At 68.2% G+C, this 25374-nt stretch carries 23 protein-coding genes; 9 read left to right on the top strand and 14 right to left on the bottom strand.

The features are described 5' to 3' along the window. Positions 1-6 precede the first annotated feature (6 nt). Positions 7-3420, top strand: coding sequence for an error-prone DNA polymerase (locus M8312_RS11160; RefSeq protein ID WP_250117766.1), 3414 nt, complete (start codon positions 7-9; stop codon positions 3418-3420). A 77-nt stretch (positions 3421-3497) separates the two neighbouring features. Continuing rightward, entirely contained in the window at positions 3498-3902 is a 405-nt protein-coding gene (locus M8312_RS11155) for a DUF2147 domain-containing protein (protein ID WP_250117765.1), read from the top strand. Here M8312_RS11155 and hutH read toward each other — a convergent pair. The 4 genes from hutH to hutI form a co-directional block, all read right to left on the bottom strand. Then, a complete protein-coding gene (gene hutH, locus M8312_RS11150; protein WP_250117764.1) occupies positions 3899-5422 on the bottom strand; it encodes a histidine ammonia-lyase in 1524 nt (507 codons plus the stop codon). The genes M8312_RS11155 and hutH overlap by 4 nt on opposite strands. Positions 5423-5504: 82 nt before the next feature. Further along, a complete protein-coding gene (locus tag M8312_RS11145; RefSeq protein WP_250117763.1) occupies positions 5505-5993 on the bottom strand; it encodes a lipocalin/fatty-acid binding family protein in 489 nt (162 codons plus the stop codon). Positions 5994-6079: 86 nt separating this feature from the next. Continuing rightward, entirely contained in the window at positions 6080-7750 is a 1671-nt protein-coding gene (hutU, locus tag M8312_RS11140) for a urocanate hydratase (RefSeq protein ID WP_250117762.1), read from the bottom strand. A gap of 11 nt (positions 7751-7761) precedes the next feature. Then, positions 7762-8967, bottom strand: coding sequence for an imidazolonepropionase (gene hutI / locus M8312_RS11135; RefSeq protein WP_250117761.1), 1206 nt, complete (start codon positions 8965-8967; stop codon positions 7762-7764). Positions 8968-9003: 36 nt separating this feature from the next. On the opposite strand from hutI, the gene M8312_RS11130 reads away from it, so the two are divergent. Continuing rightward, positions 9004-9897: an arginase family protein gene (locus tag M8312_RS11130; protein WP_250117760.1), complete on the top strand. Its 894-nt coding sequence runs from the start codon at positions 9004-9006 to the stop codon at positions 9895-9897. Here M8312_RS11130 and M8312_RS11125 read toward each other — a convergent pair. The 9 genes from M8312_RS11125 to M8312_RS11085 all read right to left on the bottom strand — a co-directional run bounded on the left by M8312_RS11125 (position 9836) and on the right by M8312_RS11085 (position 18484). Further along, positions 9836-11446: an ATP-binding protein gene (locus M8312_RS11125; RefSeq protein ID WP_250117759.1), complete on the bottom strand. Its 1611-nt coding sequence runs from the start codon at positions 11444-11446 to the stop codon at positions 9836-9838. The genes M8312_RS11130 and M8312_RS11125 overlap by 62 nt on opposite strands. A gap of 60 nt (positions 11447-11506) precedes the next feature. Next, entirely contained in the window at positions 11507-12058 is a 552-nt protein-coding gene (locus M8312_RS11120) for an alpha-ketoglutarate-dependent dioxygenase AlkB (protein ID WP_250117758.1), read from the bottom strand. A 3-nt stretch (positions 12059-12061) separates the two neighbouring features. After that, positions 12062-13084 (bottom strand): ATP-dependent DNA ligase, encoded by a 1023-nt coding sequence (locus M8312_RS11115; RefSeq protein ID WP_250117757.1) that lies wholly within the window; start codon positions 13082-13084, stop codon positions 12062-12064. 61 nt (positions 13085-13145) lie between these two features. Beyond that, positions 13146-13916: an exodeoxyribonuclease III gene (locus M8312_RS11110; protein ID WP_250117756.1), complete on the bottom strand. Its 771-nt coding sequence runs from the start codon at positions 13914-13916 to the stop codon at positions 13146-13148. Between the two features lie 54 nt (positions 13917-13970). After that, a complete protein-coding gene (locus tag M8312_RS11105; RefSeq protein WP_250117755.1) occupies positions 13971-14687 on the bottom strand; it encodes a tetratricopeptide repeat protein in 717 nt (238 codons plus the stop codon). Then, positions 14684-15427, bottom strand: coding sequence for an alpha/beta fold hydrolase (locus M8312_RS11100; RefSeq protein ID WP_250117754.1), 744 nt, complete (start codon positions 15425-15427; stop codon positions 14684-14686). Before M8312_RS11100 ends, M8312_RS11105 begins: the two co-directional genes overlap by 4 nt. A gap of 48 nt (positions 15428-15475) precedes the next feature. Continuing rightward, the gene (locus M8312_RS11095; protein ID WP_250117753.1) at positions 15476-15808 is read right to left on the bottom strand and encodes a UrcA family protein; all 333 of its coding nucleotides are present in this window, start codon (positions 15806-15808) and stop codon (positions 15476-15478) included. Positions 15809-15920: 112 nt separating this feature from the next. Beyond that, complete coding sequence (locus tag M8312_RS11090) at positions 15921-17135, bottom strand: hypothetical protein (RefSeq protein WP_250117752.1); 1215 nt, start codon at positions 17133-17135, stop codon at positions 15921-15923. After that, positions 17132-18484: a glycosyl transferase family protein gene (locus tag M8312_RS11085; protein ID WP_250117751.1), complete on the bottom strand. Its 1353-nt coding sequence runs from the start codon at positions 18482-18484 to the stop codon at positions 17132-17134. Before M8312_RS11085 ends, M8312_RS11090 begins: the two co-directional genes overlap by 4 nt. A 236-nt stretch (positions 18485-18720) precedes the next feature. Here M8312_RS11085 and M8312_RS11080 point away from each other — a divergent pair, with 236 nt between their 5' ends. From M8312_RS11080 to M8312_RS11055, 6 genes are all read left to right on the top strand, one after another. Then, positions 18721-19437, top strand: a complete 717-nt coding sequence (locus tag M8312_RS11080; protein ID WP_250117750.1) for a hypothetical protein — start codon at positions 18721-18723, stop codon at positions 19435-19437. A 211-nt stretch (positions 19438-19648) separates the two neighbouring features. Next, a complete protein-coding gene (locus tag M8312_RS11075) occupies positions 19649-19816 on the top strand; it encodes a hypothetical protein (protein ID WP_250117749.1) in 168 nt (55 codons plus the stop codon). A gap of 2 nt (positions 19817-19818) precedes the next feature. Next, complete coding sequence (locus M8312_RS11070) at positions 19819-20289, top strand: hypothetical protein (protein ID WP_250117748.1); 471 nt, start codon at positions 19819-19821, stop codon at positions 20287-20289. Positions 20290-20347: 58 nt separating this feature from the next. Next, positions 20348-21514, top strand: a complete 1167-nt coding sequence (rlmN, locus tag M8312_RS11065; protein ID WP_502957462.1) for a dual-specificity RNA methyltransferase RlmN — start codon at positions 20348-20350, stop codon at positions 21512-21514. Positions 21515-21531: 17 nt separating this feature from the next. Beyond that, entirely contained in the window at positions 21532-22380 is an 849-nt protein-coding gene (locus M8312_RS11060) for an oxygenase MpaB family protein (RefSeq protein ID WP_250117746.1), read from the top strand. A gap of 9 nt (positions 22381-22389) precedes the next feature. Beyond that, entirely contained in the window at positions 22390-23619 is a 1230-nt protein-coding gene (locus tag M8312_RS11055) for an SAM-dependent methyltransferase (protein WP_250117745.1), read from the top strand. On the opposite strand, the gene M8312_RS11050 is transcribed toward M8312_RS11055, so the two are convergent. Next, positions 23561-25369 (bottom strand): AcrB/AcrD/AcrF family protein, encoded by a 1809-nt coding sequence (locus tag M8312_RS11050; RefSeq protein ID WP_250117744.1) that lies wholly within the window; start codon positions 25367-25369, stop codon positions 23561-23563. The two genes, M8312_RS11055 and M8312_RS11050, sit on opposite strands and share 59 nt — an antisense overlap. Positions 25370-25374 lie beyond the last annotated feature (5 nt).

Below are 25374 nucleotides of genomic sequence, written 5' to 3'. Positions count from 1 at the left end.
CGCTCCATGCCTGAACAGGAAGGCTTCGCCCGCCGCAAGCTGGTCCGCAAGGACGGGCCCGCGCCCTACATCCCGCCGGCTTCTTTCGTTGAACTGGGGATCGCCACGCCCTTCAGCTTCCTGCGCGGGGCGTCCGACGCGATCGAGCTGGTGATGACCGCCTTCGCCATGGGCATGGACGCGATCGGAGTGGCAGATCGCAACACCTTGTCGGGCGTGGTGCGGATGCACAGCGCCTGCAAAGGCGCGGGTTTGAAGCCGCTGATCGGGTGCCGGCTTGTGGTGAGCGTGCCGCCACCGGCGAGTGCGACCGTCCTTCCTTTTCCCCTTCGTCCCGAGCGGAAACCCCAGGCCGCAGTCGAGGGGCGCTCACCCAAACGGACGCCCCTCGATCGCGCTCCGCTCCGCCATGAGAGGTTTGCCACCCTCCTCGCCTACCCCATCGACCGCGAAGGCTACGCCCGTCTGTCCCGGCTGCTCAGCCTGGGCCAGGGCCGGGCGGAGAAGGGCCAGTGCGACCTCAGCCTGGCCGACGTCGCCGACCACCAGCAAGGCATCGCCTTCATCGCCTGGCCGGACGAGGATCTCGACGCCTTCGAAGCGCTATTGCCGGCCCTGACCGCCGCCCTCCCCGACCTCCGCCACGTCGCCGCCGCCCACCTTTATCGCGGCGACGACCTCGCCCGGATCGAGCGGCTGGACCGGCTGGCGAAAGCGATCGGCGGGACCATCCTCGCCACCAACGACGTCCATTATCATGAGCCCGCCAAGCGCCCGCTGCAGGACATCATGACCTGTATCCGGGAGAAGACCACGCTGACGGAAGCGGGTTACCTCCTCCACCCCAATGCCGAGCGGCATCTGAAGAGCCCGGCCGAGATGGAGCGATTGTTCGAGCGCTGGCCGCACGCGATCCGCGCCACTCGCGCGTTCGCCGACGCGCTTCACTTCAGCCTCGACGAACTGAAATATGAATATCCGCGCGAGAGTGTTCCCCAGGGCCGCACCCCGCAGCAGCAGTTGGAGCACCTCACCTGGATCGGCGCTTCGCAACGCTGGGGCACCGACGGCGTGCCCGAGACGATCGTCAAGCAGCTCCGCCACGAATTGAAGCTGATCGCGAAACTCGACTTCGCGCGCTATTTCCTGACCGTCCACTCCATTGTCGAGTTCGCCCGTTCGTGCGAGCCGCCGATCCTCTGCCAGGGGCGTGGGAGCGCAGCCAACAGCGCGGTCTGCTATTGCCTCGGAATCACCGCGGTCGACCCGTCCACCACCGATCTCCTGTTCGAGCGCTTCATCTCCGAGGAACGGCGCGAACCGCCCGACATCGACGTCGACTTCGAGCATGAGCGGCGCGAGGAGGTGATCCAGCACATCTATCAGAAATACGGCCGCGACCGCGCCGGGATCGCCGCCACCATCATCCACTATCGCCCGCGCTCGGCCATCCGCGAGGTCGGCAAGGTGATGGGCCTCAGCGAAGACATTTGCGCGGCGATCGCCGGCACGATCTGGGGCTGGGGCGAGGACGTCAGCGAAAACCATGTGGCCGAAGCGGGCCTGGACCTCTCCGACCCGCACCTGGCCCGGGTGATCAAGCTTGCCGAGCAGCTGATCGGCATGCCGCGCCACCTGTCGCAGCATGTCGGCGGCTTCATCCTGACCGAGCGGCCACTGATCGAGACGGTGCCGGTCGGCAATGGCGCCATGCCTGACCGTACCTTCATCGAGTGGGACAAGGACGACATCGAGGAACTGGGCATCCTCAAGATCGACGTCCTCGCGCTCGGCATGCTGACCTGCATCCGTAAATGCTTCGAGCTGGTCGAACGGCATCATGGTGAGACCTGGGACCTCGCCACCGTCCCGCGCGAGGAGAAGGGCGTCTACGACATGTTGTGCAAGGGCGACAGCCTGGGCGTTTTCCAGGTCGAAAGCCGGGCGCAGATGAACATGCTCCCGCGCCTCCAGCCCCGCTGCTTCTACGACCTGGTGATCGAGGTGGCGATTGTCCGTCCTGGCCCGATCCAGGGCGACATGGTCCACCCCTATCTCAAGCGCCGCCAGGGCAAGGAGCCGGTGGTCTATCCCCGGCCCTCGCCCGAGCACGGCCCGCCCGACGAACTGGAGCGAATCCTCAAGCGGACGCTGGGCGTGCCGGTGTTTCAGGAGCAGGCGATGAAGATCGCCCTGGATGCCGCGCGGTTCAGCTCGGAAGAGGCCAACCAGCTGAGGAAGGCCATGGCGACCTTCCGCAGCCGCGGGACGATCGACCTCTTACAGGACAAGATGGTCGAGCGGATGGTGACGCGCGGTTACGAGCGTGAGTTCGCCGAACGTTGTTTCCACCAGATCCGGGGCTTTGGCGAATATGGCTTTCCCGAAAGTCACGCGGCCAGCTTCGCGCACCTCGTTTACGTGTCGAGCTGGCTGCGGTGGAAATATCCCGCGGCCTTCGCCTGCGCCTTGCTCAACAGCCAGCCGATGGGCTTCTACGCGCCCGCCCAGATCGTCCGCGACGCGCGCGAGCATGGGGTCGAAGTGCGCGCGGTGGATGTGAACGAGAGCGGGTGGGATTGCTCGCTGGAGGACGGCGCATTGCGGCTCGGCCTGCGCCAGGTCGAAGGCTTGCGGGTGGCGGATGCAGCGCGGGTCGTGAGCGCGGCCCCGTTCGCCACGGTCGAGGAATTGCAAAGCCGCGGGCGGGTCCCGCCGCATGCGGTGGAGCGGCTGGCCGAGGCCGACTGCTTCCGTTCCATCGAACTCGACCGGCGGCAGGCGCTGTGGGAGGCACGGGCGCTGAAACCGGTGCCGGAGCTGCCCCTGTTCGCCGCCGCTGATGCCCGCGACGAAGGTGACGAGGTCGAGACCGCCGTTCTTCCCACCATGCCGCTCGGCGAGCATGTGGTCAGCGATTATCAGACCGTTCGTCTGTCGCTGAAGGCGCACCCGATGCAGTTCCTGCGCGACCATTATGCTGCCAAGGGCTTCGTTCGGGCGTGCGACCTTCGCGACATCAAATATGGCCGCCGCGTGAGCCTGGCGGGGCTGGTGCTGATCCGCCAGCGACCGGGCAGCGCCAAGGGTGTCTGCTTCATCACGCTGGAGGACGAGAGCGGTGTCGCCAACCTCGTCATCTGGCCTGACGCCTTCACCGCCCAGCGCAAGGTGGTGATGGGCGCACGGCTGATGGTGGTGCACGGCATCGTCCAGCATGACGAGGCGGTGTGCCACCTGATCGCCCAGCGGCTGGAGGACGACAGCGGCCTGCTGCGAACCTTGTCCGACGCGCAGCCATTCGACCCGCAACTTGGCCGCGGCGACGGCGCCGGGCCGGCACGTCCGCCCATGGCCCGCCACCCGCGCGAGGCTGAAGTCATCCCCAAGGCGCGCGTCATCGATTGCCCGACCAATTGATCTCAAGCCTTGAATCGCCACATTCCCGCCATGCTTCGGCAAGGTCAGGCTCAGATTCGGGCTGCTAGGGGGACCGCATGATCAAGCAAATCAACACCGCCGCAGCCCTGGCGCTGGCCCTCTGCGCGGTTCCGGCCACGGCTTCGCCGGCCTCCGAGCTCGAGGGCCTGTGGCGCAATCCCAAGGGTAGCGTCACCGTCCGCATCGGCCAGTGTGGGCCGACGCTTTGCGGCCGCGTGGTTCAGGCGACTGCCTCGGCCAAGGCCAAGGCCGCGCAGGGCGGCACCGAGGCACTGATCGGAACCACCATCCTCAGCAACATCACCCCGGCTGGGACCAAGCGCTGGAAGGGCCGGGTGTTCCTGCCCAAGCAGAACATGCACGCCAACGGCAATCTGCGTCTCGCCGGCAATCAGCTGACGGTGCAGGGCTGCGTGCTCGGCTTCATCTGCAAGGACCAGACCTGGGTCCGGGTGAGCTAGCCCGAAAGGGCAAAGCCCCCGCTGAGCTCTCCCGCCAGCACTGCTGACTGAAGCGCCGTCATCTCGTCGGCCCAATAGCGGTCCGCCTCCAGATGAGGGCTGATGGCCCGCACCCTCGCGTGCAGCGCCTGCAGGGTCGCGCTGGTGGCGAGCGGGGCGTGATAATCGACCCCCTGCGCGGCAGAGATCAGCTCCACCGCGACCACCCCCGCCGTATTGCGGACGATCTGGCCGGCCTTGCGCGCCGCGATCGGGGCCATGGAGACGTGGTCTTCCTGCCCTGCGCTCGTCGGAATCGAATCGACCGAGGCCGGGAAGGCCAGACTCTTGTTCTCACTGACCAGCGCGGCAGCGGTGACCTGGGGGATCATCAGCCCGCTGTTCACTCCGCCATCATCGACGAGGAAGGCGGGTAGACCGCTCATCTTCGGGTCCACCAGCACGGAAGTTCGCCGCTCGGACAGGCTGCCCACCTCGCACATCGCCATGGCGATGGTGTCGGCCGCGAAGGCGACGGGCTGTGCATGGAAGTTGCCGCCGCTGATCGCGCTATCCTCATCCTCGAACACGATCGGGTTGTCGGTCACAGCCGCCGCCTCGATCGCCAGGGTCCGGGCCGCATTCTCCAGCAGGTCAAGCGCCGCGCCCATTACCTGCGGCTGGCAACGGAAGCTGTAGGGGTCCTGCACCCGCCCGCAACGATGATGGCTGTCGACAATCGCCGATCCGTCCAGCAGCCGGGCGATTTCACGGGCCACGCGGATCTGGCCGGGCTGGCCACGAAGCGCCGAGATGCGCGGGTCGAACGGCTTGACGCTGCCCTTCAGCGCATCGACCGAGAGCGCCCCGCTGTGGAGCGCCGCGCCGAACACCCGCTCGGCGGCGAACAGCGCGTCGAGCGCCACCGCCGTCGAGAACTGGGTCCCGTTGATCAGCGCCAGCCCCTCCTTGGGTCCAAGCTCGAGCGGTTCGCGGCCGAGCCGCTGCAGCGCCTGGCCCGCCGCCACCCGCTCACCGGCAAGATCGATCCAGCCTTGCCCCATCAGCGCGGCGGTCATGTGCGCCAGCGGTGCCAGATCGCCGCTCGCCCCGACGCTGCCCTGGCTTGGGATGATCGGCATGGCGTCCTGGTCCAGCAGCGCCTGCAGCGCGTCGATGACTTGGTGCCGCACGCCCGAGTAGCCGCGCCCCAGCCCGAGCAGTTTCAACACGATCATCAGCCGCACCACCTGGCGCGGCGTCGCTTCACCCAGCCCGCAACTGTGCGACAGGATCAGGTTGCGCTGAAGCTCCGACAGACGCTCGGCTGGAATGCGGGTCTGCGCCAGCAGGCCGAAGCCGGTGTTGATGCCGTAAACGGTGTCACCGCTCGCCACGATCCGCGCAACGGCGTCGGCCGAGGCCTCGATGCGGGTGCGACTGGGCCCATCCAGCCGGCACCGAGTCCCGAGCCAGAGTTGGCGGAGGGTGGCAAGGCCGATCGCTTCAGGATCGAGGGTGAGGACGTCGGAACTGGTCATGGGCCAGTCCTGCCAGACACGGGCCGACGGGGCCAGTTCGCTCGCATCGCCTTGGCGGGAGAGCAGTCGTGGTCAGCGGCCCTCAGCGCCTGACCCGGCGGAAGACGTTGGTGCGGATCAGCGGCTTGCCATCGTCACCGACATAGGCCGCCGTTTCGACCAGTTCCTCGCCGCCGGGCTGCAGGGCGTAGACACGGGTCGAGGCAGGCGTGCCGTTCTTCGCGAGCGCAAGAACCATGACGTCGGGCGTTGGCAGGGTCACCGCCGCCGTATCCGCCTCCAGCGTGTCGCCCTCGATTTTGTAGGGCGTACCATCGGCGGTGTAGCTGCCGGTCATCGTGCGCTCCGACCCATCGCCGGCGAGGATTCGGACCAGGGTATGGTATCGGCCGTCCCCGCTGCGCGAAAAGGTCAGCGTCACGCTCTTCGGCCGCGCCTCGGGCGGCATGGGCAGGCGGCTCACATCGACCGCCCAACTACCCATCAGTGGCCAGGACTGCTCCGCCCCGGCGAGCGCCGAGGTTGCGCCAAGCAGGAAGACGAGGACGAGGATGCGGAGCAGGTTCTTCATTCGGCACCTCCGGGCGGGCAACGGGAACCTAGCCAACCATGCCGGCTTGGCAACGGCTCGCTTGATCCTCGTCGTCGGACCGTAACTCAGGTCCGCGAGGACGAGAGCATCGGCAGGTCCAGTCCCTGCTCGCGCGCGCAGTCGGCGGCCTCCTCATAACCCGCGTCGGCGTGCCGCATCACCCCGGTGGCGGGGTCATTCCACAATACGCGCTCCAGCCGCCGCGCCGCCTCGTCGGTGCCGTCCGCGACGATCACCATGCCGGCGTGCTGGCTGTAGCCCATGCCGACGCCGCCGCCGTGGTGGAGCGAAACCCAGGTCGCGCCGCTTGCCGTATTGAGCAAGGCGTTGAGCAGCGGCCAGTCACTGACGGCGTCGGAGCCATCCTTCATCGCTTCGGTTTCGCGATTGGGGCTGGCGACGCTGCCGCTGTCGAGGTGGTCGCGGCCAATCACGATGGGCGCGCTGACCTCCCCGTTCCGCACCATCTCGTTGAAGGCGAGGCCGAGCCGATGGCGCTGGCCAAGGCCGACCCAGCAGATGCGGGCGGGCAGGCCCTGAAAGGCAATCCGCTCCCGCGCCATGTCGAGCCAGCGGTGGAGATGGGGATCGTCGGGGATGAGCTCCTTCACCCGCTGGTCGGTCCTGTAGATATCCTGCGGATCGCCGCTCAGCGCGACCCAGCGGAACGGCCCGATACCACGGCAGAAAAGCGGCCGGACGTAGGCGGGAACGAAGCCGGGAAAGTCGAAGGCGTGCTCGACGCCGGTGTCTTTCGCCTCCTGGCGAATGTTGTTGCCGTAATCGAACACCGGCACGCCCATGTCGCGGTAAGACAACATCGCCTCGACGTGGCGCGCCATGGCGATCCGCGCCGCCGCCGCCACGGCCTGCGGGTCCCGTTCGCGCATCTCGAGCCACTGCGCCACCGTCCAGCCGATCGGGAGGTAACCATTGGCGGGATCGTGGGCGCTGGTCTGGTCGGTGACGGCGTCCGGGCGAATGCCTCGGGCGAGCATCTCGGGGATGATCTCCGCCGCGTTGCCGAGCAGGCCGACGCTGGTCGGCTCGGCGGCGGTGCGGAGGATCTCCAGCGCCTCGTCGATGCTGGTCGCGCGGCGGTCGAGATAGCGGGTCTCCAGCCGCTTCTCGATCCGGCTTTCCTGGCACTCGATGGCGATGCAATGCGCCCCGGCCATCACCGCCGCCAGCGGCTGCGCCCCGCCCATGCCGCCAAGGCCCGCAGTCAGGATCCACTTGCCGCTTAAGTTCCCGCCATAATGCTGGCGGCCCATCTCGGCGAAGGTCTCGTAGGTGCCTTGGACGATGCCCTGCGTGCCGATGTATATCCAGCTGCCGGCCGTCATCTGGCCGTACATCATGAGGCCGGCGCGATCGAGTTCATTGAAATGCTCCCAGGTCGCCCATTTGGGCACCAGGTTGGAGTTGGCGATCAGCACGCGCGGGGCATCGGCATGAGTGCGGAAGACGCCGACCGGCTTGCCCGACTGGACCAGCAGGGTCTGGTCGTCCTCGAGCCGCTCCAGAGTGTCGACGATGCGGTCGAAGCAAGCCCAGTTGCGCGCCGCCCGGCCGATGCCACCGTAGACGACCAGGCTCTCCGGGTCCTCGGCGACCTCGTCATCGAGGTTGTTCTGCAGCATCCGCACGGCAGCTTCGGTGAGCCAGTTCTTGGCCTTGATCTCGCTCCCGCGCCGCGCGCTGATCCGGCGGCTGTTATCCCTGCGTTCGTTCAACTCCTGTCCCCTCAACAATCCACCCCCGCCAGCATCCGCCGCTCCGGCCCGGGCATACCGATCCAGTAGCCAAGCTCCGCCGGCTCCGAAATGTCCCAGGCCACCAGGTCCGCCACCTTGCCTGCCGCGATGGTGCCCACCTGGTCGTCGATGCCAAGCGCCTGCGCGGCGTTGACGGTCATTCCGGCCAGCGCTTCCTCCGGCGTCAGCCCAAACAGGGTGCAGGCCATGTTCATCGCCAGCTGCGGGTTGAGCAGCGGCGACGTGCCGGGGTTGCAGTCGGTGGCGATGGCAATCGGCACGCCATGGTCGCGCAGCAGTTCGACGGGCGGCTTCTGCTTCTCCTGAAGCGCATAGAATGCGCCTGGCAGCAGCACCGCAACCGTCTCGGCGGCGGCCATCGCCTCGGCCCCCACGGCGTCGAGATGTTCGAGGTGGTCGGCGGACAAGGCGTGATAGCGCGCCGCCAGCTTGGCTCCGCCACGATTGCTGAGCTGCTCGGCATGAAGCTTGACCCGGAGGCCCTGGTTTTCGGCGGCGACGAACAGTTGCTCGATCTCATGTGGCAGGAAGCCGATCCCCTCGCAGAAACCGTCCACGGCGGTCGCCAGCTGCGCGTCTGCCACCGCCGGCACCAGCTCATCGATCGCCTGGGCGACGAAGGCCTTGCGGTCGGCGCCCTTCGGCAAAGCATGCAAGGCAAGCAGGGTCGGGGCGATGCGCACCGGCTCGCTTTCGGCCAGCCGCTGGGCAATGCGCAGCAGGCGCATCTCACTGGCCACATCGCTGCCGTAGCCTGACTTGATCTCGACCGTCGTGCAGCCGCCGGCCATCAGCGCCCGCAGCCGGCGCCGGCCGCTTTCCAGCAGTTCATCGTCACTCGCGGCGGCCGTGGCAGCTATGGTCGAGGCGATCCCGCCGCCCGCCTTCGCGATCTCCTCATAGCTGGCGCCCATCCGGCGCAGCGCATGTTCGCGCGCGCGGGTGCCGCCGAAGACCAAGTGGGTGTGGCAGTCGATCAGGCCGGGCGTCACCCACAGGCCGTTCATCGGCACCACTTCGCCGACCTTCATTCCAGCCATGTCGGTGCGTTTGCCGACGCGCACGATGCGTCCGTCGGCAATCGCGATCGCGGCGCCTCGGACGACTCCCAGCGGGTCGTTCCGGGTCGGCACCATGGTGCAGATGTTGCAGTCGGTGAGCAGCCGGTCCCACATGGCGTGGGGCTTGGCACGCTGCTAGGCAGATGCGCAATGACCAGCGCTTGGCCCAATCTCTCGGAATTGCTCACCGGAGCCCCCGATGCGCCGATCGGTTGGGTCGGCGCTCCGCTGGCGGCGGGGTCGGTCACGCCGGGGCGCTGCGACCTGGCGCCGGCGGCGTTGCGGTCGGTGCTTCGGCGGGTCGGGCGCTACGACATCGAGCATTCGACCGAACTGGCGACCACCATCCGCGACCGCGGCGACGTGGCGTTGGACGGGCTCAAGATCGAGCAGGCCACGCCACCCTTGCGCGCGGCGGTCAGCGAAAGCATCGCGGCGCATGCGCTGACCCTGCTCATCGGCGGCAACAATGCGGTGACCCGGCCGGGGGTGCTCGGGCTCGGCGATGCGCTTGGACTGCCGCTCGATAAGCTTGGGCTCATCACCCTCGACGCACACCTAGACATGCGCGACACCAGCGGGGGGCTCGGCAACGGCAATCCGGTGCGCGCCCTGCGCGAGGACGGGCTGCCCGGCCGCAACGTCGTGCAGGTCGGGCTCGCCCCGTTCGCCAACAGCCTGGCAATGCACGGGGACGCCGCCTCCGGCGGGCACCTGCTTCTCACCGCGGAGGAAGTTCATGCAACCGGCGGCCGGGCCGCGGCAGTGCGCGCGCTAGAAGCGCTCGACCATTGCGAGGCGATCCTGCTCGACTGCGACATCGACGTCATCGACCGCGCGCAGTTTCCCGGGGCGCCGGGAGCACGTCCGGGCGGGATCACCAATCGCGACTTCTTCGCGGCCGTCAGGCGATTGGCGGCCGAGCCACGCGTGCGGGTCATCGACCTGACCGAATGGGACCCGCCGCTCGACCCCAGCGATCTCAGCGCGCTGACCGCCGGGCGCTGGCTGGCGGAGGTGCTGGCGGGGTTCGAGGCGCGCTGAGCATCTGCTCGACCGCCGTCGCAAGATCCGCGGCGCCGATCGGCTTCTTGAGCACACGGGCATTGCCCGCCACCGCCTGGTCGATTGCATCGCTATCCGAATGACCGGTGATGAACAGCAGCCGCAGGTCGGGCTTATGCTCCAGTGCCTGCCGGGCGACGTCGGCTCCGGTCATGCCCGGCATCGCGAAATCGAGCAGCAGGAGGTCGAACAGCTGGCCCTTGAACATCGCCAGTGCCTCTACCCCGCTGGCCGCCTGCTGAACCACGTGGCCGCGCGCTTCGAGCATGTCGGCGAGCGCCACCCGGACATTGTCGTCATCATCGACCAGCAGGATGGTTCCAGTCACCGGCGCCGACGCAACGCCGGCGGCTGCAGTCTCTTGTTCGCCTGACGCCGCTTCGGCCGGCTCCTGCCTTGGTAGCGTCATCACCACCGTGGTGCCGTGGCCAACCGCGCTGTCGATGTCGACGCGTCCTCCGGCTTGCTGGATCACGCCATAAACCATGCTGAGCCCGAGGCCCGTGCCGCGCCCAGGTCCCTTGGTTGTGAAGAACGGCTCGAGCGCGCGTTCGATCACTTCAGGTGGCATTCCGACGCCAGTGTCCGTGACGGTGATTACGACCGTCTCCCCCCGACGTTCGGCACCGATCGCCAGCCGCCCGCCGGAAGGCATGGCATCGCGGGCGTTGATGGCGAGGTTGAGGAGGGCGAGCTCCAGCTGCGTGCGGTCGGAGGTGACCACGCCCAGTTCCTCGCCAATCGACAGTTCCACGTCGATCCGTGGACCAACCGAGTTGCGGATCAGCTCATCCATGCCGGTCACCAGGTCGGCAACGTCGATCGGCTTGGCCTCGAGCCGCTGCTGGCGGGAAAAGGTTAGCAGCTGGCCGGTCAGCTTGGTCCCGCGCTCCACCGCCTGCGCGGCATTTCCTGCCCAACGGCGGACCTTGTCGGTCTGGTCGGGCGCAAGGCCGATCAGCTCCAAATTGCCATGGATCGCCTGCAGGAGATTGTTGAAATCATGCGCGATGCCGCCGGTCAGCTGACCGATCGCCTCGATCTTCTTTGACTGGACCAGCGCGGCTTCCGCCCGCTCGCGGTGCGCGACCTCGGCGCGAAGCTGCTCAAGCGCTCGGTCACGCTCGACCAGCACGCCCGCCAGCTCCTCATTCTTCTGCTGCAGCATGGAGGGCGACGGCAACGCCAGCGCCTTGGGCAGCAAGGGCCACAGCATGATCGCGGTCGGCAGCGACGCCAGCGCGGTGATCGCCTTGACCACGGCCTCTACACCATAGTCGCCGTGCCACAGGTTCCAGATCCCCAGGACGTGCGTGAAGCCGCAGGACAGGATGAACAGGGCGAACAGCCAGAAGACCCTCCCGAACTCCACGTCCGGGCGCTTCCGCACAAACGTCAGCAACACGATCGGAATGGAGAAGTAGGCAAGCGCGATCAGCGCGTCGGAGATCACGTACGTCCAGACCAGCTCTGGCTGCCAGAGCAGGCAGTAACCGTGCGGTGCGTAATCGCTGAAGAACGTTGGCATAACACAGCGTTATGTCTTTCGTTTCGGCGCCGCTAGCTGCCCTAGGGGGCCGAACTTCGTTTATTCCGCAAGCGACCGAAAAGTGATGGAAAACCGCAACGCTTCGTGAGGCTTGATGCCATGTTCCCATTGTTGTCGCGCTTCCCCGCTGAGGAGATAGGCACTGCGCGGCGCCAGGGGCACGGCCACGCGCGCAAACTTCCGGTCGCCAAGCCGACGGCGGAAGTCCAGGGTGGTCGCCGCGCCAAGCGACACGCCGACCACCTCCTCGAACACCGGCCGGTCGCGATGCCAGCCGATGCCCGCACCCGGATCGTAGCGGATGAGCAGCACGTGGACGAGGTGGTCCGGCTCCAGTCCAGCGAAGCTGGCGCAGCGCGCCCGTAACGGCTGCAGCCAATCGGGAATGGGCTCGCTCTCTTCCAGCCGACCTCGGGCAAAATCATAATGCCGGCCAAAGCTGCGGGTCAGTCGCTTGCCCTCATACTGCTGAAACTGGAATGGAGTTAGCGGCTCGGCGGCGATCCTCGCGATCAGCTCGTCTTCCTCGGCCTCGTCGACCAGCGCTTCCCGCAGCTTCAGCCCGGGTATGGGATCAAGCTCGAACAGCATGGGTCAGCGGCCGAGCAATTGCCCGAGCTCGGCGGGGCTGAGCGGATGGCGCAGTTGCTCGCAGCGGCACTGGTCGGGCCGTTTGTCGGGACGGCGGCGAAGGAAGCGCGTGCCGTGACGGAACCGACCGGCAGTGACCTGATCGTAGCCGACTTCGATCACCAGTTCGGGCCTGAGAGGCACCCACTCCGCCGACCGGCCGTTGGCCCAGCGGCTCGGGCCGCCCGGCGCAGCCCCGCTGAAGCCTTCGCCCCCGGCCAGCGGCTCGAGTTCGGCGGTCCACGCCGCACGCTCGACCGCACTGAAGGATGAGCAGAAACCGACATGGTTCAGCAGGCCGGCATCATCGTAGAGGCCGAGCAGAAGCGAGGCCATTTTGCCGCCAGCGCGCTCGGTCCGGTAACCGCCCACCACGCAGTCGGCGCTGCGGTGCTGCTTCACTTTGATGAACGCCCGTGTTCCCGCCTGGTAGGGCTGGTCCATCGGCTTGGCGATTACGCCATCGAGCGCGGCCCCGCTGCGCGCCAGCCACTGCTGGGCCTGCTGGCGATCGTCCGTCGCGGGGGACAGGAGGAGATCGGGCGTTCCCTGCTTCTCGATGAACTGCTCGAGCGCCCGCCTCCGCTCGGCCAGCGGCGCGGCGGCAAGGTCGCGCTTGCCGATCGCCAGCAGGTCGAACGCCATCAGCTTCGCTGGCGTCTCTCCAGCCAGGCGCCGCACCCGGCTTTCCGCGGGATGGAGCCGCTGCTGCAGTGCATCGAAGTCGTAATGGCCGTCGCGCTCGATGATGAGTTCACCGTCGAGCAGGAAGCGGTCCGCCGGCAGCGCCGCAAGGCTCGACACGACCTCGGGGAAGTAGCGGCCCAGCGGCTTGCCGCTCTTGGACCAGAGCTTCACCTCCCCTCCCGCCCGCTCGGCGAGGCAGCGGAAGCCATCCCATTTCGGCTCGAACAACCAGCCCGGACCCGACGGCAGGTCCTTGGCGAGCAGCGCCTCCATTGGGGCAAGGGGAGCGGTTTCGCTCATCACCGCACAACCGCCAATACGCACCGAAGTGCCGCCGGCCCTGTGTGCGCCAGCATCGCGCCTAGGCCAATTCGATCCACACCGGGGCATGATCGCTGGTCTTGGGCAGTGCCCGCACCGATCGATCGACCCCGGCCTGCTTGAGGCCCTTGGCCGCCGGACCATTCAATAGCAGGTGGTCGATGCGCAGGCCGGCGTCGCGCGGAAAGGCGTTCCGGAAATAGTCCCAGAAGGTAAACACCTGCTCGTCGGGGTGCTTGGCCCGCAGTGCGTCTGTCCAACCTTGCCGGAGCAAGCGCCGGTAAGCTTCGCGCACCTCGTCGGCGAACAGCGCGTCGTCGCGCCAGCGTTCGGGTTTGTAGACGTCTTCGTCTTCCGGAATGATGTTGTAGTCACCCGCCAGCACCACTGGGCCGTCGACCGCGAACAGCTCGGCCGCCAGCGCCTCGAAGCGGGCGATCCACTCCAGCTTGGCGTCGAACTTGGGACCGGGCCGGGGATTGCCGTTGGGCAGGTAGAGGCACCCCACCAGCACCCCGCCGACCGCCGCTTCGATGTAGCGGCTGGGCGCCTCGGCTCCGTCGCCGGGAAGATTGCGGCGGGTCTCCACCGGCATGGCCCCACGGGCAAGGATCGCCACCCCGTTCCAGCTTTTCTGGCCAAGCCAGATCGCCTGGTATCCAGCCTCGCGGATCGCCTCTTCCGGGAACTTGTCGGGCGCGGCCTTGAGTTCCTGCAGGCAGACGACGTCGGGCGTGGCCCCGTTCAGCCATTCGAGCAGCACGGGCAGCCGGCCGTTGACGCCGTTCACGTTGTAGGTGGCGATTCGCATGACAGGCCATGAACCCTTTGCACCCGCATCGGCTCCGTGCCGTTCGCCGGGCGGCTACCGTTTCGGCGGAGCCTTGGACTTCGGGGCGGGCGCCGACGCCTTGCCCGGCGCCGCTGGTGCCGATGCCGCGGGCGCTGCATCGAGCCGGGCGAGCTTGTCCTTCGCCTCACGGGCGAAGGCGTCGCTGCCCGCGGCCGCGGCGCGATACCGTTCCCGCGCCTGCGCCCGGTCATTGCTCAGCAGGGCAAGGTCGCCGGCCTGCACCAGCGTCGCCGGGTCGCTCGGCAGCAGGTTGAGGGCCCGGCCATTCGCGGTGCGGGCCAGATCAAGCTTGCCCTCCTCGATCGCAACGGCGGCCGAGAAATACCAGTAGAAGGGATCGCTCGCCGCGGTCGCCTGTGCTTCGCTCAGCCTGGCCCGCGCCACCGCGTAATTCTTCTGCTCGAACGCGACCCTCGCCCGGTCGATCAATGCTTCGCCGCGCTGCAGTCCGGTGAGGCCCGTTCCGGCGAGCGCCTGGTCAAGCGCCACCGCCGCCTTGGCCGGTTCACCCGCCGCCAGCCACATGTTGCCGGCCGCGGCCAGTGCCCGGTCGCGGTCGGCACCGACGGCGCGCGAAGCCGCCGCCTCGAACTCCGGGGCGGCCTCGGCAAAGCGCCCGGCGTTGCCGGCGGCCACCGCACGGCAGGCCGCGCCCGCGTCGCCGGTCGCACAATTGGGGGTTTGCGCCGCCTGCGCGAGGGTCGTTGCGGCAAGCAGGGCAAGAATCATTGGGCAAGCTCCACCAGGTCGGCCGCGGCGCGCAGGATGGTGCGCAGTTCCCCGTGGCCCGACAGTCGATGGCCGCCGCCCTTGACCAGCCACAACTGAACCTCGGACGAACGAAGCGCCGCGACCGTTCGCAGCGCCAGGGCGGGCGGCACCTCGCCGTCCGCGTCGCCATGTATCAGCCGCACCGGGCAGTGGATCGGGATCTCGTCACCAAGCAGCAGCCGCTGCCCGGACTCCCAGAAGGCCAAGGTGGTCAGCTCCGAGTCGCCACCATAAGGGTTCTCGCGCTCCAGCCTGCCTGTGGCACGCAATGTCGCGCGATCGTGCTCATCATAACCCCAGTCGGTGAAATCAGGAGCCGCCGCGATGCCGAGCAGCCCGCACACCCGCTCGGGCCGGCGCAGCGCCGCGAGCATCGCCAGCCAGCCGCCCATCGACGATCCGGCAAGGATCAGCGGACCGTCCGTCCGCTCATCCATGATGGCGAGCACCTCCTCGAGCCAGCGCTCGAGCGTACCGTCGGTGAACGCGCCTGCGCTCTCGCCCGTCCCGCTATAGTCGAAGCGCACGAAGCCGAGATCGCGCTCGGCCGCCCAGGAACGGAGGGTCAGCGCCTTCGTTCCCATCATGTCCGAGACATAGCCCGGCAGGAACAGGATGGTGGCGGGACCATTGCCGGCGTGCGCCCGATAAGCGATTCGGCGGCCGTCGGCGAGTTCGTGGAAAGAAGGATCGCTCATGACCGCGGCGACATAGCGCAGCCGCCGCGGTCAAGCGAATGCGAGGGGTCAGCGCGCCGCGACCCGGTTGGCGGTGGCACGCTGCGCCTGCGCCTGCTCCCAAGCCTTGCCCATGCTGTCGGCGCGGCATTGCTTGACCCAGCGCTTGCCCGCCGGGTCGGCCGAGCTCGCGTCGCCGCAGACGTCCGCGGCGGCGCGCTGCAGCCGGGCCTTGAGCAGCGCCTGGCCATGCGCCGAAGAAAGGTCGAGGTCAGCGGTGGACACGGTGGCAACGGCGACCGGACCGGGCATGGCGGCGGACACCGGCGCGGCGAAGGTCAGCGCGGATGCCGCGGCCACCAAGCTGACGAGCGAAGCGGCGAAAGCAGAACGAGCGGTCATGATGGTTCTCCCTGTCATCTACAGGAGACGCAGATGCGCCACATTGACGCGCTGCGGGAGCAACGATGTTGCACCGCCGTTCTGCAAAAACGCTGAACCCGCGCTTTCCCGCCTAGAAGTCGCTCCCGAGCGCCACCGCGAACCCGCTGCCCGGCGTCGCGTTGCCCAATGCCCGATAGCGGTAATCAAGTGACAGCCGCACGTTGCGGGTCATCCGGGCCGAGATGCGCGGCCCAAGGTCGAGCCGGTTCAGGCCCTTCTGTGCTCCACCCCAGACGCCCAGCCCGACCGAATAGCGCCCGAACAGCGGCCGCTCCGCCACCAGGCCGCCGTCGACGAACCAGTCGCGCTGACGCACGGAGACGATCCCGCTCTGGCCATAGCCGTCGAGCCGGAAGCCGAGCGGAAGCGCCTTTCCGTAGATGCCGCCCTCGGCCAGCAAGGCGAAGGCGCTGCGCCCGCCGGTCAGGTCACCGATGCGCTGCCGCCGCTCGGCCAGCAGTCGGAGTGGAAGGTTCACCAGCGGCTGCCACGCGACGCCCAGGGCCGCTTCGCCATTCACCCCGCGGTTGCGGGTGCGGGGCGCGGGAATCGGCGCGGAGAAGCGCAGGTTGGCCGACAGGCGCGGGGTGAAGCGATAGGTCAGCCTGCTTCCCGCCTGGCTTGCGCCCAGCTGTCCGCCGATCGCCAGCGCGGGACTGGTCGCCGCCGGAACGGCGCTGGTGGCGGGGCTGGCCTGGCGGATTAGGCTCCAGCTCGACAGGCTCCAGCGGTCGAGCCGGTGGGGGCCCTCGGGGGTCAATGCTGTCACGGCCGGGGCAGCGCCCGGTCCGGGGTTGAGGGCCACCGCCTCCGGCCGTGACAGCGGCGCCTCGTCCGCAGCAGAGGGACTTGGCTCCACGCCCGAAGCGGGAGCAGCGGTCCAAGGCGTCTGGCGCGGCAACGGCATGGCCGCTGCCGCAACGGGAACAGGGTAATAGATTGGCATCGGCATGGCGGTCGGCCGGGGCGCGGGTGCACCCCATCCGGGCGGCGGCGGCGGCGGATAGCCGTAAGGAGCGCCATATGGTCCCGGTGGGTACGGGTAGGGATAGGCCGCCGGCGCATAGCCATAAGGCGCCGCCGGATATTGCTGGGGCGCCTGAACCGGCCCGGGGCCGAGCGGGGCATAGGACATCGGCGGCCCCGCCACGGCCTGCGCCGGCGGCGCGCCGGGCAGAGGCGGGGTTGCCGGCGCGGCTTCGGGTAACGCCAGCGCGCTTGCCGCCGCCCGGAACGTGACCCAACCGGCGACCGCCACCGCCAGGAACTTGACCGGTGCGCTCATCGTGCTGTCTCCGCTGGAAAGATGTGGGCGGTCTTGTCCCACTGCCGTGGTCCGCCCCTGAGATGGATCATCAGCGCTCGCCGCGCGGCGAGGATGGCGATGACGTTGCCGATCACCATCCGAGGAACGCTCATCAGCCCTTCACCCAGGCCGTAGGCGGACGCGGTGAACATGCCGCGCATGAGCACTCGCCAGGTCAGCAGCAGTGCGGTCAGCCGAAGCAGCCAGTCGAGCCCGCGCGAAAGCGGTGCCGGCGGCGGCGCGCCGAGCCACTGCGCCAGCCACAATTGGCTCCACAGCAGTGCCGCGACATAGCCCGCCAGCAGCAGCACCGCGGCCAGCGGTCCGCGCCGGTCCCGCATCCGGAACCAGCGCTCACCCCAGCCGCGTCCCCAGCCGAGCCGGTCCCAGCCGGAGAAAGCGATCCCGCCCAGCCATCGCGCCTTCTGCCGCACGGCGGTGTCGAGCGTGGCCGGGAAATGGCCTCGGCTAGCCACCACGGCGGGCTGCCCGTGCACCACCGGCAGGCGCACGAACATCGTTCGCTCGCCCAGCGCGCCCAGCCGCAGACCCATCTCATAATCCTCGGTCATGCTGCCGCCGGCGAACGGCCGCCCGCCTTCGCTGCTGGCCAGCCGGCCGAGCGCCTCCCGCCCGATGGCGCAGCCGACGCCCGCAAGCGGAATCGCCGCTCCGACGGCTTCCCGCACCACCAGTTCCTTGCCGTGGCTCTCGGCGAACTCGTCACAATAATGGCCGCCGATCCAAGGGCTGGCCGGGTCGACCAGCGGAACCACCGGCAGCTGGACCACGCCCGCCCGTCCGATCAGCCGGGCGAACAGCTTCAGTTCCTGCGGATGCACCAGATCCTCGGCATCGTGCAGGATCACCGCCGCAGCCCGACGCCCCTCAGCCGTCTCTACCCGGACCAGCGCGTCATACAGCCGGTTGAGGCAATCGGCCTTGGTGGTCGGCCCGTCGACCCCGATGTCGACCGCCACCACGCGCGGATCGGTGACTTGGCGGATGGCGGCCGCGGTGGCCGCATCGTTGCGATAGTGCCCGACCAGCAGGCTGTAATCGGGATAATCGAACCGCTCGAGGGTTGCGCGAAGCATGTCGCCAATCACCGCTGCCTCGTCCCAGGCGGGAATGAACACGACCATCCATCCTTCGGCCGTCCCCCTCAGCATTCCGGCGTCGGCAGGCACGAAGCGGCGGTAGATGGTGAGGGCGCGCCACACCCGGCGCGCGATATAAATGAGGTCCAGCAGCAGGTCGTCGAGCGCGAACAACAGGAAGCCGGCCGCTGCGAACAGCGACAGCTCGACAGCCACGCGCTGGATCATTCCCGCGACGCTCACGCGCGTCGCGGCATGTCCGATGGTCTGGAGAAAAGCTCCGCCGTCATCATACCCCCATGAGACAACCGAGCACCCACTTCTTGGCACAGCCCCGAGGCACAAGCAACCGCGCCGAAACAACGGGAACTCGTGGGGCGCCGCGTTGATTTACCGCTTCCTAATCGCTCGCGTGCAAAGAGCCGGTTTCCCGCCTGTTCCAGAAACTGAGCGCTTTTCTGCCGATGGACCGAACCGCCGCCTTGTCCCAGCAACTTCAGCAGCGCGCCGACGCGCTGCTTGGTCTGCTGGAACGGCGCGCGTCACTGCTCCCGCTGGCCTGGCTGGTGGTGGCCGGTCTCGGCTCGGCGATGCGGTTGAGCGGCCAGTTTGCCGATCCGCTTGCCTGGCTGCCCTATGCGGTCTTCACCGTCCTGCCCGCGGGCGTGCTCACCGCCGCGCTAGCCATTTTCGGCGGCCGGATCGCGCCGCCGGTGATCGCCCGCCACCCGCTCTACGGGGCCGGCGGGTTGATGCTGTCGCTATTGCTGGCACTGGTCGCCGCCGTCCTGCTGCGCGGCATCTCCTTCCTCGCCGCCATCCCGCCCGCTGGTGCGGAGAGCAGCCCTTGGCTCGACACGCTCCACGCCTGGCTCACCGCCGATGCGACGATCGCCTGCAGCCTGTACTCGGTGGCGTTCGCCGCGGGGCTGCGCCGCTCCGCCCATTTCCCGGCGCTGCTCGCTTCGGCCTGGGCGATCGATCTCGCCATGCAGCTGATCATGGCCAATGCCGCGGGCGGAATGATGCTGCCCGCCGCTGTCGCCCTTGCGTTCCAGGCCCTGCTTCGCGGCAACCTCACCCGAGTGCTGGTCAGCATCGGCATCTGGCTGCCCTATGTGCTGCTGTCGGAACGGGTAGCCGTCACCTACCGCCACGAATTGCGCGAGAACGGCGCCTGATTCGTTGCAAGACCGCAATGAACGCGGCGACCCCAACGACCGGCGGTTTTCCGGGCCTTCTGCACGACACTTGCAAAATCAGCGGCTTGGGCCGCACTGTCCTTGAGTGGCGCAGCAAGGTTCTGGTTCGTGGTTGACAACTTCTTAACAGAAGCGTTGAGCCCGTTCGTGGCCGCAGGTTTGCGTGCCGCGAAAGGGAACGATCCTGGCGATGACCAAGCTTCTGACCAGCACGGCGGGCGCAGCCTTGGCGGAGATCGCGCTGGGCGTCGCACTGGCGGGCGCGGCGGTAGTGGTTGCCTCCATTGGCCTCAATGGAGCGGTGCAGCAGGCGGTCGCGCACGAACAGGCGGTCAAGTCGGTCCCCGCCGCCCGTTGATCATGGCCGCGGCGGCGCTGCTTGCCGCTCCGGCCGCTGCCGCTCCTCCCCGCACTCTCTTCGCCAGTCCTGTCTGGGTGGCTTTCGACCGAGGCGCCGATTGCGCCGCAATCGCCCGCTCCGAACTGCTTGCCCTGCCCGGCCGCGACCAGGCCCGCGCCACCATCAGCTTCGACCGCCCACCTGGTCGCCGCAGGGGCGAACTTCACCTGCGCCTGTCCCGACCGGCGATCCCCGGCAGCACGGTGCTGGTTCAGGCCGGTGGCGCGACCTTCCAGCTTACCGCCCGCGGACCCGACGCGTGGAGCACCGGTCCGGCGCAGGAAGCCGCGCTGATCGCCGCCATCCGTTCGGCCGGCGATCTGCGTGCCCGCTTCCGCGCGGGTGATGGCGGCCACACCGACCGTTACCTCCTGACCGGCGCCCCAACGGCGATCGACGCTGCCGCCGCGGCCTGTGCGTCGCGCGGCTAGAAAAAGCACGCATCCTCCGCTACATGGGCCCCACACCATGAGCGCCGATACCACCCTGATGCCGATCCCCGGCCCGATCGACCCTGTGCCCGTCCCGCGCGCTGCACCCGCGCGCGCCGACGGCAAGGTCGAGCTGGTCGGACTGTCCCGTGAGCAGATCCGGGCCGCCCTTGAAACCGCCGGGCTGGAGCCGCGCGCAGCCAAGCTCCGCGCCAAGCAGCTGTGGCACTGGATCTACAATCGCGGGGTCACCGACTTCGCGCTGATGACCGACATCGCCAAGGCGCAGCAGCCGTGGATCGCCGAGCGCTTCACCATCGCCCGGCCGGCGGTTGTGGAGGCGCAGGTCTCGACCGACGGCACCCGCAAGTGGCTGCTCCAGACCCATGACGGTCACGATTTCGAGATGGTGTTCATCCCCGACGCGGATCGCGGCACTTTATGCGTGTCGAGCCAGGTCGGCTGCACGCTCAATTGCCGCTTCTGCCATACCGGCACGATGCGCCTGGTCCGTAACCTGGAACCGCATGAGATCGTCGGCCAGGTGATGCTCGCCCGCGATGCGCTGGGCGAGTGGCCGAGCCAGCCGGAAGGCCGCATGCTCACCAACATCGTGATGATGGGCATGGGCGAACCGCTCTACAATTTCGACAACGTCCGCGACGCGCTCAAGATCGTGATGGATGGGGACGGGCTCGGCCTGTCCAAGCGCCGCATCACCCTGTCGACCTCGGGTGTGGTGCCGATGATGGCGCGCGCCGGTGAGGAGATCGGGGTGAACCTCGCCGTCTCGCTCCACGCCGTTACCAAGGAGATCCGCGACGAGATCGTGCCGCTGAACCGCAAGTACGGCATTGAGGAGTTGCTGCAGGCCTGCGCCGATTACCCCGGCGCCAATAACGCCCGGCGCATCACCTTCGAATATGTCATGCTCAAGGACAAGAACGACAGCGATGCGCATGCGCATGAGCTGGTCCGCCTGATCCGCCACTATCGTCTGCCGGCCAAGGTCAACCTCATCCCGTTCAACCCTTGGCCCGGGGCGGAATATGAATGCTCGACCCCCGAGCGCATCCGCGCCTTTTCGAACATCGTCTTCGAAGGGGGGATCAGCGCGCCGGTCAGGACACCGCGGGGGCGGGACATTGACGCGGCCTGCGGGCAGCTGAAGACCGCGGCGGAGAAGAAGCGCCGGTCAGAACTCGATCGGGAGCAGGCGGCCTAACCAGCCGTTGGAGGCATATGGCCTCGCTCGCCCCCACCGAAAACATCCGCCGCCGAATCGCCGGTGAGGTGGTGGCTTTCTTCAACGACCAGGCGAAAGGTCAGGCGCCGATCGTCCGCAGCCCGGATGCGCTCTGCCCGCCGGGAGGAGTCGCCTGGCGAGTGCATGGCGACGTGACCGGCATGATCGTCGGCGGGGTCGCGGCGCTGCTGCTGCAGATGCTCCATCCCAAGGCGCTCGCCGGCGTTTGGGATCACAGCGACTTCAAGGCCAACATGCACGGCCGGCTGCGCAACACCGCCCGCTTCATCGCGGTCACCACCTACGGCGCCCGTACCGAGGCGGAGGCGGCGATCGCGCGGGTTCGCCGGATCCACGATCACGTCAACGGCACCCTTCCGGATGGCACTCCGTACGACGCCAACGACCCGCACCTGCTCGCCTTCGTCCACATTGCCGGGTCGGCCATGTTCCTGGCCGGCTGGCGGCGCTTCGGGGAACCGGGGATGAGCGCCGCCGACCGCGACCGTTACTGGGCCGAGGTCGCGCCCATCGCCCGGCTGCTCGGCGCCGAACCCGTCCCAGAGACGGAGGCTGACGCGAACGCGCTGCTCACCAGCTATCTGGGCGAGCTTCGCGCCGACACGCGCAGCCGAACGATCCGCGACATCATCCTCAACGCACAGCCCGAACAGCTCCGGGCCGTTCCGCTCCAAGCGCTGCTGATGCGGGCCGCCATCGACCTCCTCCCGCCCGTCGCCCGGCGGCTCCACGGACTGCGTTCCTCGGGCGTTGGCAAGCCGGCGATTGGCGCTGCCACCTTCGGCCTTGCTTCCACTTTGCGTTGGGCGCTCGCTCCGCGCTAGGAAGCGGGCATGAGCATGATTGGACGCTTCATCGACAAGCTGCTGCCCAGCGGCCGCATCACCATCGTCAGCGCTTCCGGGCAGCGGGAAACCTATGGACGCGGCGGTCCGGGCAAGGAGGTGACGGTCCGGCTCCACGACAAGGGCGTCCTGCTCAGCATCCTGCGCAATCCTCGCCTGAACATCGGCGAAGCTTATATGGACGGGCGCATCTCGATCGAGAACGGCACCATCCTCGACCTGCTGGAACTGGTGGTCGGCGCCAACCCGTTCGAGGCCGGCGGCCACAAGGGCACGCTCAAGAAGAAGCACGGCAATCCGCTGAAGGCGCTGATCCGCCGTCGCAACGATGCGCGCCGCTCACGCCGCAACGTCGCCCATCACTACGACCTGGACGGCCGGCTCTACCGGCTCTTCCTCGACCCGGACCTCCAGTACAGCTGCGCCTATTTCACCGATCCGGCGAACAGCCTGGAGACTGCTCAGGCGGACAAGAAGGCGCACATCGCCGCTAAGCTCGACCTCAAGCCGGGGCATCGCGTCCTCGATATCGGTTGCGGCTGGGGCGGCATGGCGTTGTTCCTGAATCGCATCGCGGGCGTCGAGGTACTCGGCGTCACGCTGAGCGAAGAGCAGCTCGCCGTCGCCCGCAAGCGCGCTGAAGAGGCCGGCGTCGCCGACAAGGTCAAGTTCGAGCTGATCGACTACCGCAGCGTCACCGGCCGTTTCGACCGCATCGTCTCGGTCGGCATGTTCGAACATGTCGGCGCCGCCCATTACATGGAATTCTTCGGCAAGTGCCGCGAGTTGCTAGCCGACGATGGCGTGATGCTGCTCCACACGATCGGTAAGTACGGCAAGGCCGGCGTTCCGGATCCCTTCACCGACAAATGGATCTTCCCCGGCTACCACCTGCCCAGCCTCAGCCAGATGCAGGCCGCCAGCGAGGAGGTGCGCCTGATCTGCACCGACGTCGAGACACTGCGCGTCCACTACGCCTACACGCTGCGGCACTGGCTCAACAATTGCTACGCGCACCGCGCTGAGATCGAGGCGCTTTATGACGAGCGCTTCTTCCGCATGTGGGAATTCTATCTGGCGGGCGGCATTGTCGCCTTCGAACATGGCGCGATGAACAACTTCCAGGTCCAGTACGTCCGCGACCGCCGCGCTCTGCCGCTCACCCGCGACTATATGGCGGAGGCGGAGGCGCGCTACCGACCACTCGCCAGATCCTGAACGGACTATCGGCCGGTAGCGGAACCGGCTGCAGCCAGGCCGGCACCTTGCCGTGGATCAGCTGCACGTAGAAACCGTTGGGGGCGCGCGACATGAAAATCGTCGCCTGGCTCATCATCGGGCAGATCATCAGATAATCGGCATGGTGCTTGAGGACGAGCTGGTGCGCCTGCGGCTCCGGCCCGCGGAACGCCTGCATCAGGTCGAGGATTGCCTCGCCATTGCGATGGTAAGGACCCGCGACCGCATTGTGGTGGGTGACCGAGATGATCCTTGGCCCAAGGTCGAGGAAGGTGAAGATCGTGCCCTTGGGCAGCTTGGCGATCGGCCGCAGCGCCCAAAGGGACGGACACAGCCGGTTGGCCTTGTCGACCTGCTTGTCCCACTCCTTGCGTGGCTTGCCCGGCACGAAGTTGAGCGCCAGCGGGGCCGCGGCACCCACTCCAACGACCACCAGCGCCGCGCTTCCGACCGCACCGACCAGCCAGTTCTTGGACCCCCACGCTCGCGGCAGCAGCACCCAGACCAGCGCCGCAGCCCCGGTGCAGGCGAGAAGCTGCGCCGCCGGCCCGGTCCGCATCTGCCACAACAACAGCAGCGCCGGCGCGACGGAGATGGCCGCGGCCGCCAGCGTGCGCCGCGCCAGGTCCCGCTCGGGCCGCCAATGATGCCGTGCCAGCAGCGCCCAGCCGATGAGCCCGACCCCGGGCAGCGCCGCGGTCCGAAGCTGATCCTGCCAGCCATAATCGGTGATCGGCTTGGCCTCGCGGACATTGTTGAGCCACAGCTGAGCCACTTGCGGAGACACGCCCTCCAGCCGGGTGAGGCAGTGCGGCCAGGCCAGCGCATGGAACGCGGCCACGATCACGCCCGCCCCCGCCGCCAGCGCCAGGCGCACCGTCCAGCGCTCCGGCGACAGGCTGGCGATCAGCCACAGCAGCGCCCCGCCAAGCAGCGCGTCCGACAGCCACACTGGCGACAGCGCGTCGCAAACCGGCGCCCGGTTGGCGTAGCTGGCGAAGAGGAGGAAGCCGACCGTGCAGCCCGCCGCCAGGCTGACGGCGAACGTCGCCATCCGCTCGCGCTGGCTGCGATCGTCGACCCACATCAGCACCTGCGCGGCCGCGGCCAGCGCGATGTAGATCAGGCTCTCCAACCCGATGCTCAGCGAGAAGGCACTGGCCGCCCCGGCGACCAGTCCGCCGCGCTTGCCGTCGGGATCGGCAACGCCCGCGATCGTCAGCGCCAGCATGGCAAGCTGCCAGCCATGATGGTCGATCCGTGTCGGCATCACCATGCCGTTGGTGGAGGCGGCGAAGAACAAGGCCGCAAACGCCAGCGGGAAGGCTGCGGGGTGGATCAGCCGCCGCGCGGTCAGCGCCAGCCCCATACACATGGGCAGATAGGGCAGCAGCGGCGCCACCGCGACCGCGAAGCGCTCGGCATTGGGCCCGGTGGTAAACAGACGGCCGAGCAGGATCAGCCCGGCGATCGGCAGGTCGACGATCCGGCTCCAGTGGATGTTCGCGCCCAGCGGCGGGTCCATCCGATACTGCCGCAGGTCGAACCAGTCCTGCCCGTTCAGCAGCGCCCTGACCTGCGCGATCCGCATGTTGTCGTCGGTGTCGTTGAGCTGGAACAGCTCGATCCCGCGCCAGCGCGAGAAGAGGAACCAGACGCAGGCGCCAAGCCAGTAGGCCAGCACCAGCCAACGCCAGTGGCGGGCGGTCCACGCCAGCAGTTTGTCCATCGGGG

Origin of the sequence: Sphingomonas sp. KRR8 (genome assembly GCF_023559245.1) — a bacterium.
Classification (GTDB): Bacteria; Pseudomonadota; Alphaproteobacteria; order Sphingomonadales; family Sphingomonadaceae; genus Sphingomicrobium.
Note: the sequence above shows the minus strand (reverse complement) of the source record. Positions and strands in the feature narration are given on the sequence as shown.

What these genes read in the sequence shown, in the direction of transcription:
- M8312_RS11160 (WP_250117766.1), top strand. Translation starts at nt 7, where the DNA reads ATGCCTGAACAGGAAGGCTTCGCCCGCCGCAAGCTGGTCCGCAAGGAC.
- M8312_RS11155 (WP_250117765.1), top strand. Translation starts at nt 3,498, where the DNA reads ATGATCAAGCAAATCAACACCGCCGCAGCCCTGGCGCTGGCCCTCTGC.
- hutH (WP_250117764.1), bottom strand. Translation starts at nt 5,422, where the DNA reads ATGACCAGTTCCGACGTCCTCACCCTCGATCCTGAAGCGATCGGCCTT.
- M8312_RS11145 (WP_250117763.1), bottom strand. Translation starts at nt 5,993, where the DNA reads ATGAAGAACCTGCTCCGCATCCTCGTCCTCGTCTTCCTGCTTGGCGCA.
- hutI (WP_250117761.1), bottom strand. Translation starts at nt 8,967, where the DNA reads ATGTGGGACCGGCTGCTCACCGACTGCAACATCTGCACCATGGTGCCG.
- M8312_RS11130 (WP_250117760.1), top strand. Translation starts at nt 9,004, where the DNA reads ATGACCAGCGCTTGGCCCAATCTCTCGGAATTGCTCACCGGAGCCCCC.
- M8312_RS11125 (WP_250117759.1), bottom strand. Translation starts at nt 11,446, where the DNA reads ATGCCAACGTTCTTCAGCGATTACGCACCGCACGGTTACTGCCTGCTC.
- M8312_RS11120 (WP_250117758.1), bottom strand. Translation starts at nt 12,058, where the DNA reads ATGCTGTTCGAGCTTGATCCCATACCCGGGCTGAAGCTGCGGGAAGCG.
- M8312_RS11115 (WP_250117757.1), bottom strand. Translation starts at nt 13,084, where the DNA reads ATGAGCGAAACCGCTCCCCTTGCCCCAATGGAGGCGCTGCTCGCCAAG.
- M8312_RS11110 (WP_250117756.1), bottom strand. Translation starts at nt 13,916, where the DNA reads ATGCGAATCGCCACCTACAACGTGAACGGCGTCAACGGCCGGCTGCCC.
- M8312_RS11105 (WP_250117755.1), bottom strand. Translation starts at nt 14,687, where the DNA reads ATGATTCTTGCCCTGCTTGCCGCAACGACCCTCGCGCAGGCGGCGCAA.
- M8312_RS11100 (WP_250117754.1), bottom strand. Translation starts at nt 15,427, where the DNA reads ATGAGCGATCCTTCTTTCCACGAACTCGCCGACGGCCGCCGAATCGCT.
- M8312_RS11095 (WP_250117753.1), bottom strand. Translation starts at nt 15,808, where the DNA reads ATGACCGCTCGTTCTGCTTTCGCCGCTTCGCTCGTCAGCTTGGTGGCC.
- M8312_RS11090 (WP_250117752.1), bottom strand. Translation starts at nt 17,135, where the DNA reads ATGAGCGCACCGGTCAAGTTCCTGGCGGTGGCGGTCGCCGGTTGGGTC.
- M8312_RS11085 (WP_250117751.1), bottom strand. Translation starts at nt 18,484, where the DNA reads ATGATCCAGCGCGTGGCTGTCGAGCTGTCGCTGTTCGCAGCGGCCGGC.
- M8312_RS11080 (WP_250117750.1), top strand. Translation starts at nt 18,721, where the DNA reads ATGGACCGAACCGCCGCCTTGTCCCAGCAACTTCAGCAGCGCGCCGAC.
- M8312_RS11075 (WP_250117749.1), top strand. Translation starts at nt 19,649, where the DNA reads ATGACCAAGCTTCTGACCAGCACGGCGGGCGCAGCCTTGGCGGAGATC.
- M8312_RS11070 (WP_250117748.1), top strand. Translation starts at nt 19,819, where the DNA reads ATGGCCGCGGCGGCGCTGCTTGCCGCTCCGGCCGCTGCCGCTCCTCCC.
- rlmN (WP_502957462.1), top strand. Translation starts at nt 20,348, where the DNA reads ATGCCGATCCCCGGCCCGATCGACCCTGTGCCCGTCCCGCGCGCTGCA.
- M8312_RS11060 (WP_250117746.1), top strand. Translation starts at nt 21,532, where the DNA reads ATGGCCTCGCTCGCCCCCACCGAAAACATCCGCCGCCGAATCGCCGGT.
- M8312_RS11055 (WP_250117745.1), top strand. Translation starts at nt 22,390, where the DNA reads ATGAGCATGATTGGACGCTTCATCGACAAGCTGCTGCCCAGCGGCCGC.
- M8312_RS11050 (WP_250117744.1), bottom strand. Translation starts at nt 25,369, where the DNA reads ATGGACAAACTGCTGGCGTGGACCGCCCGCCACTGGCGTTGGCTGGTG.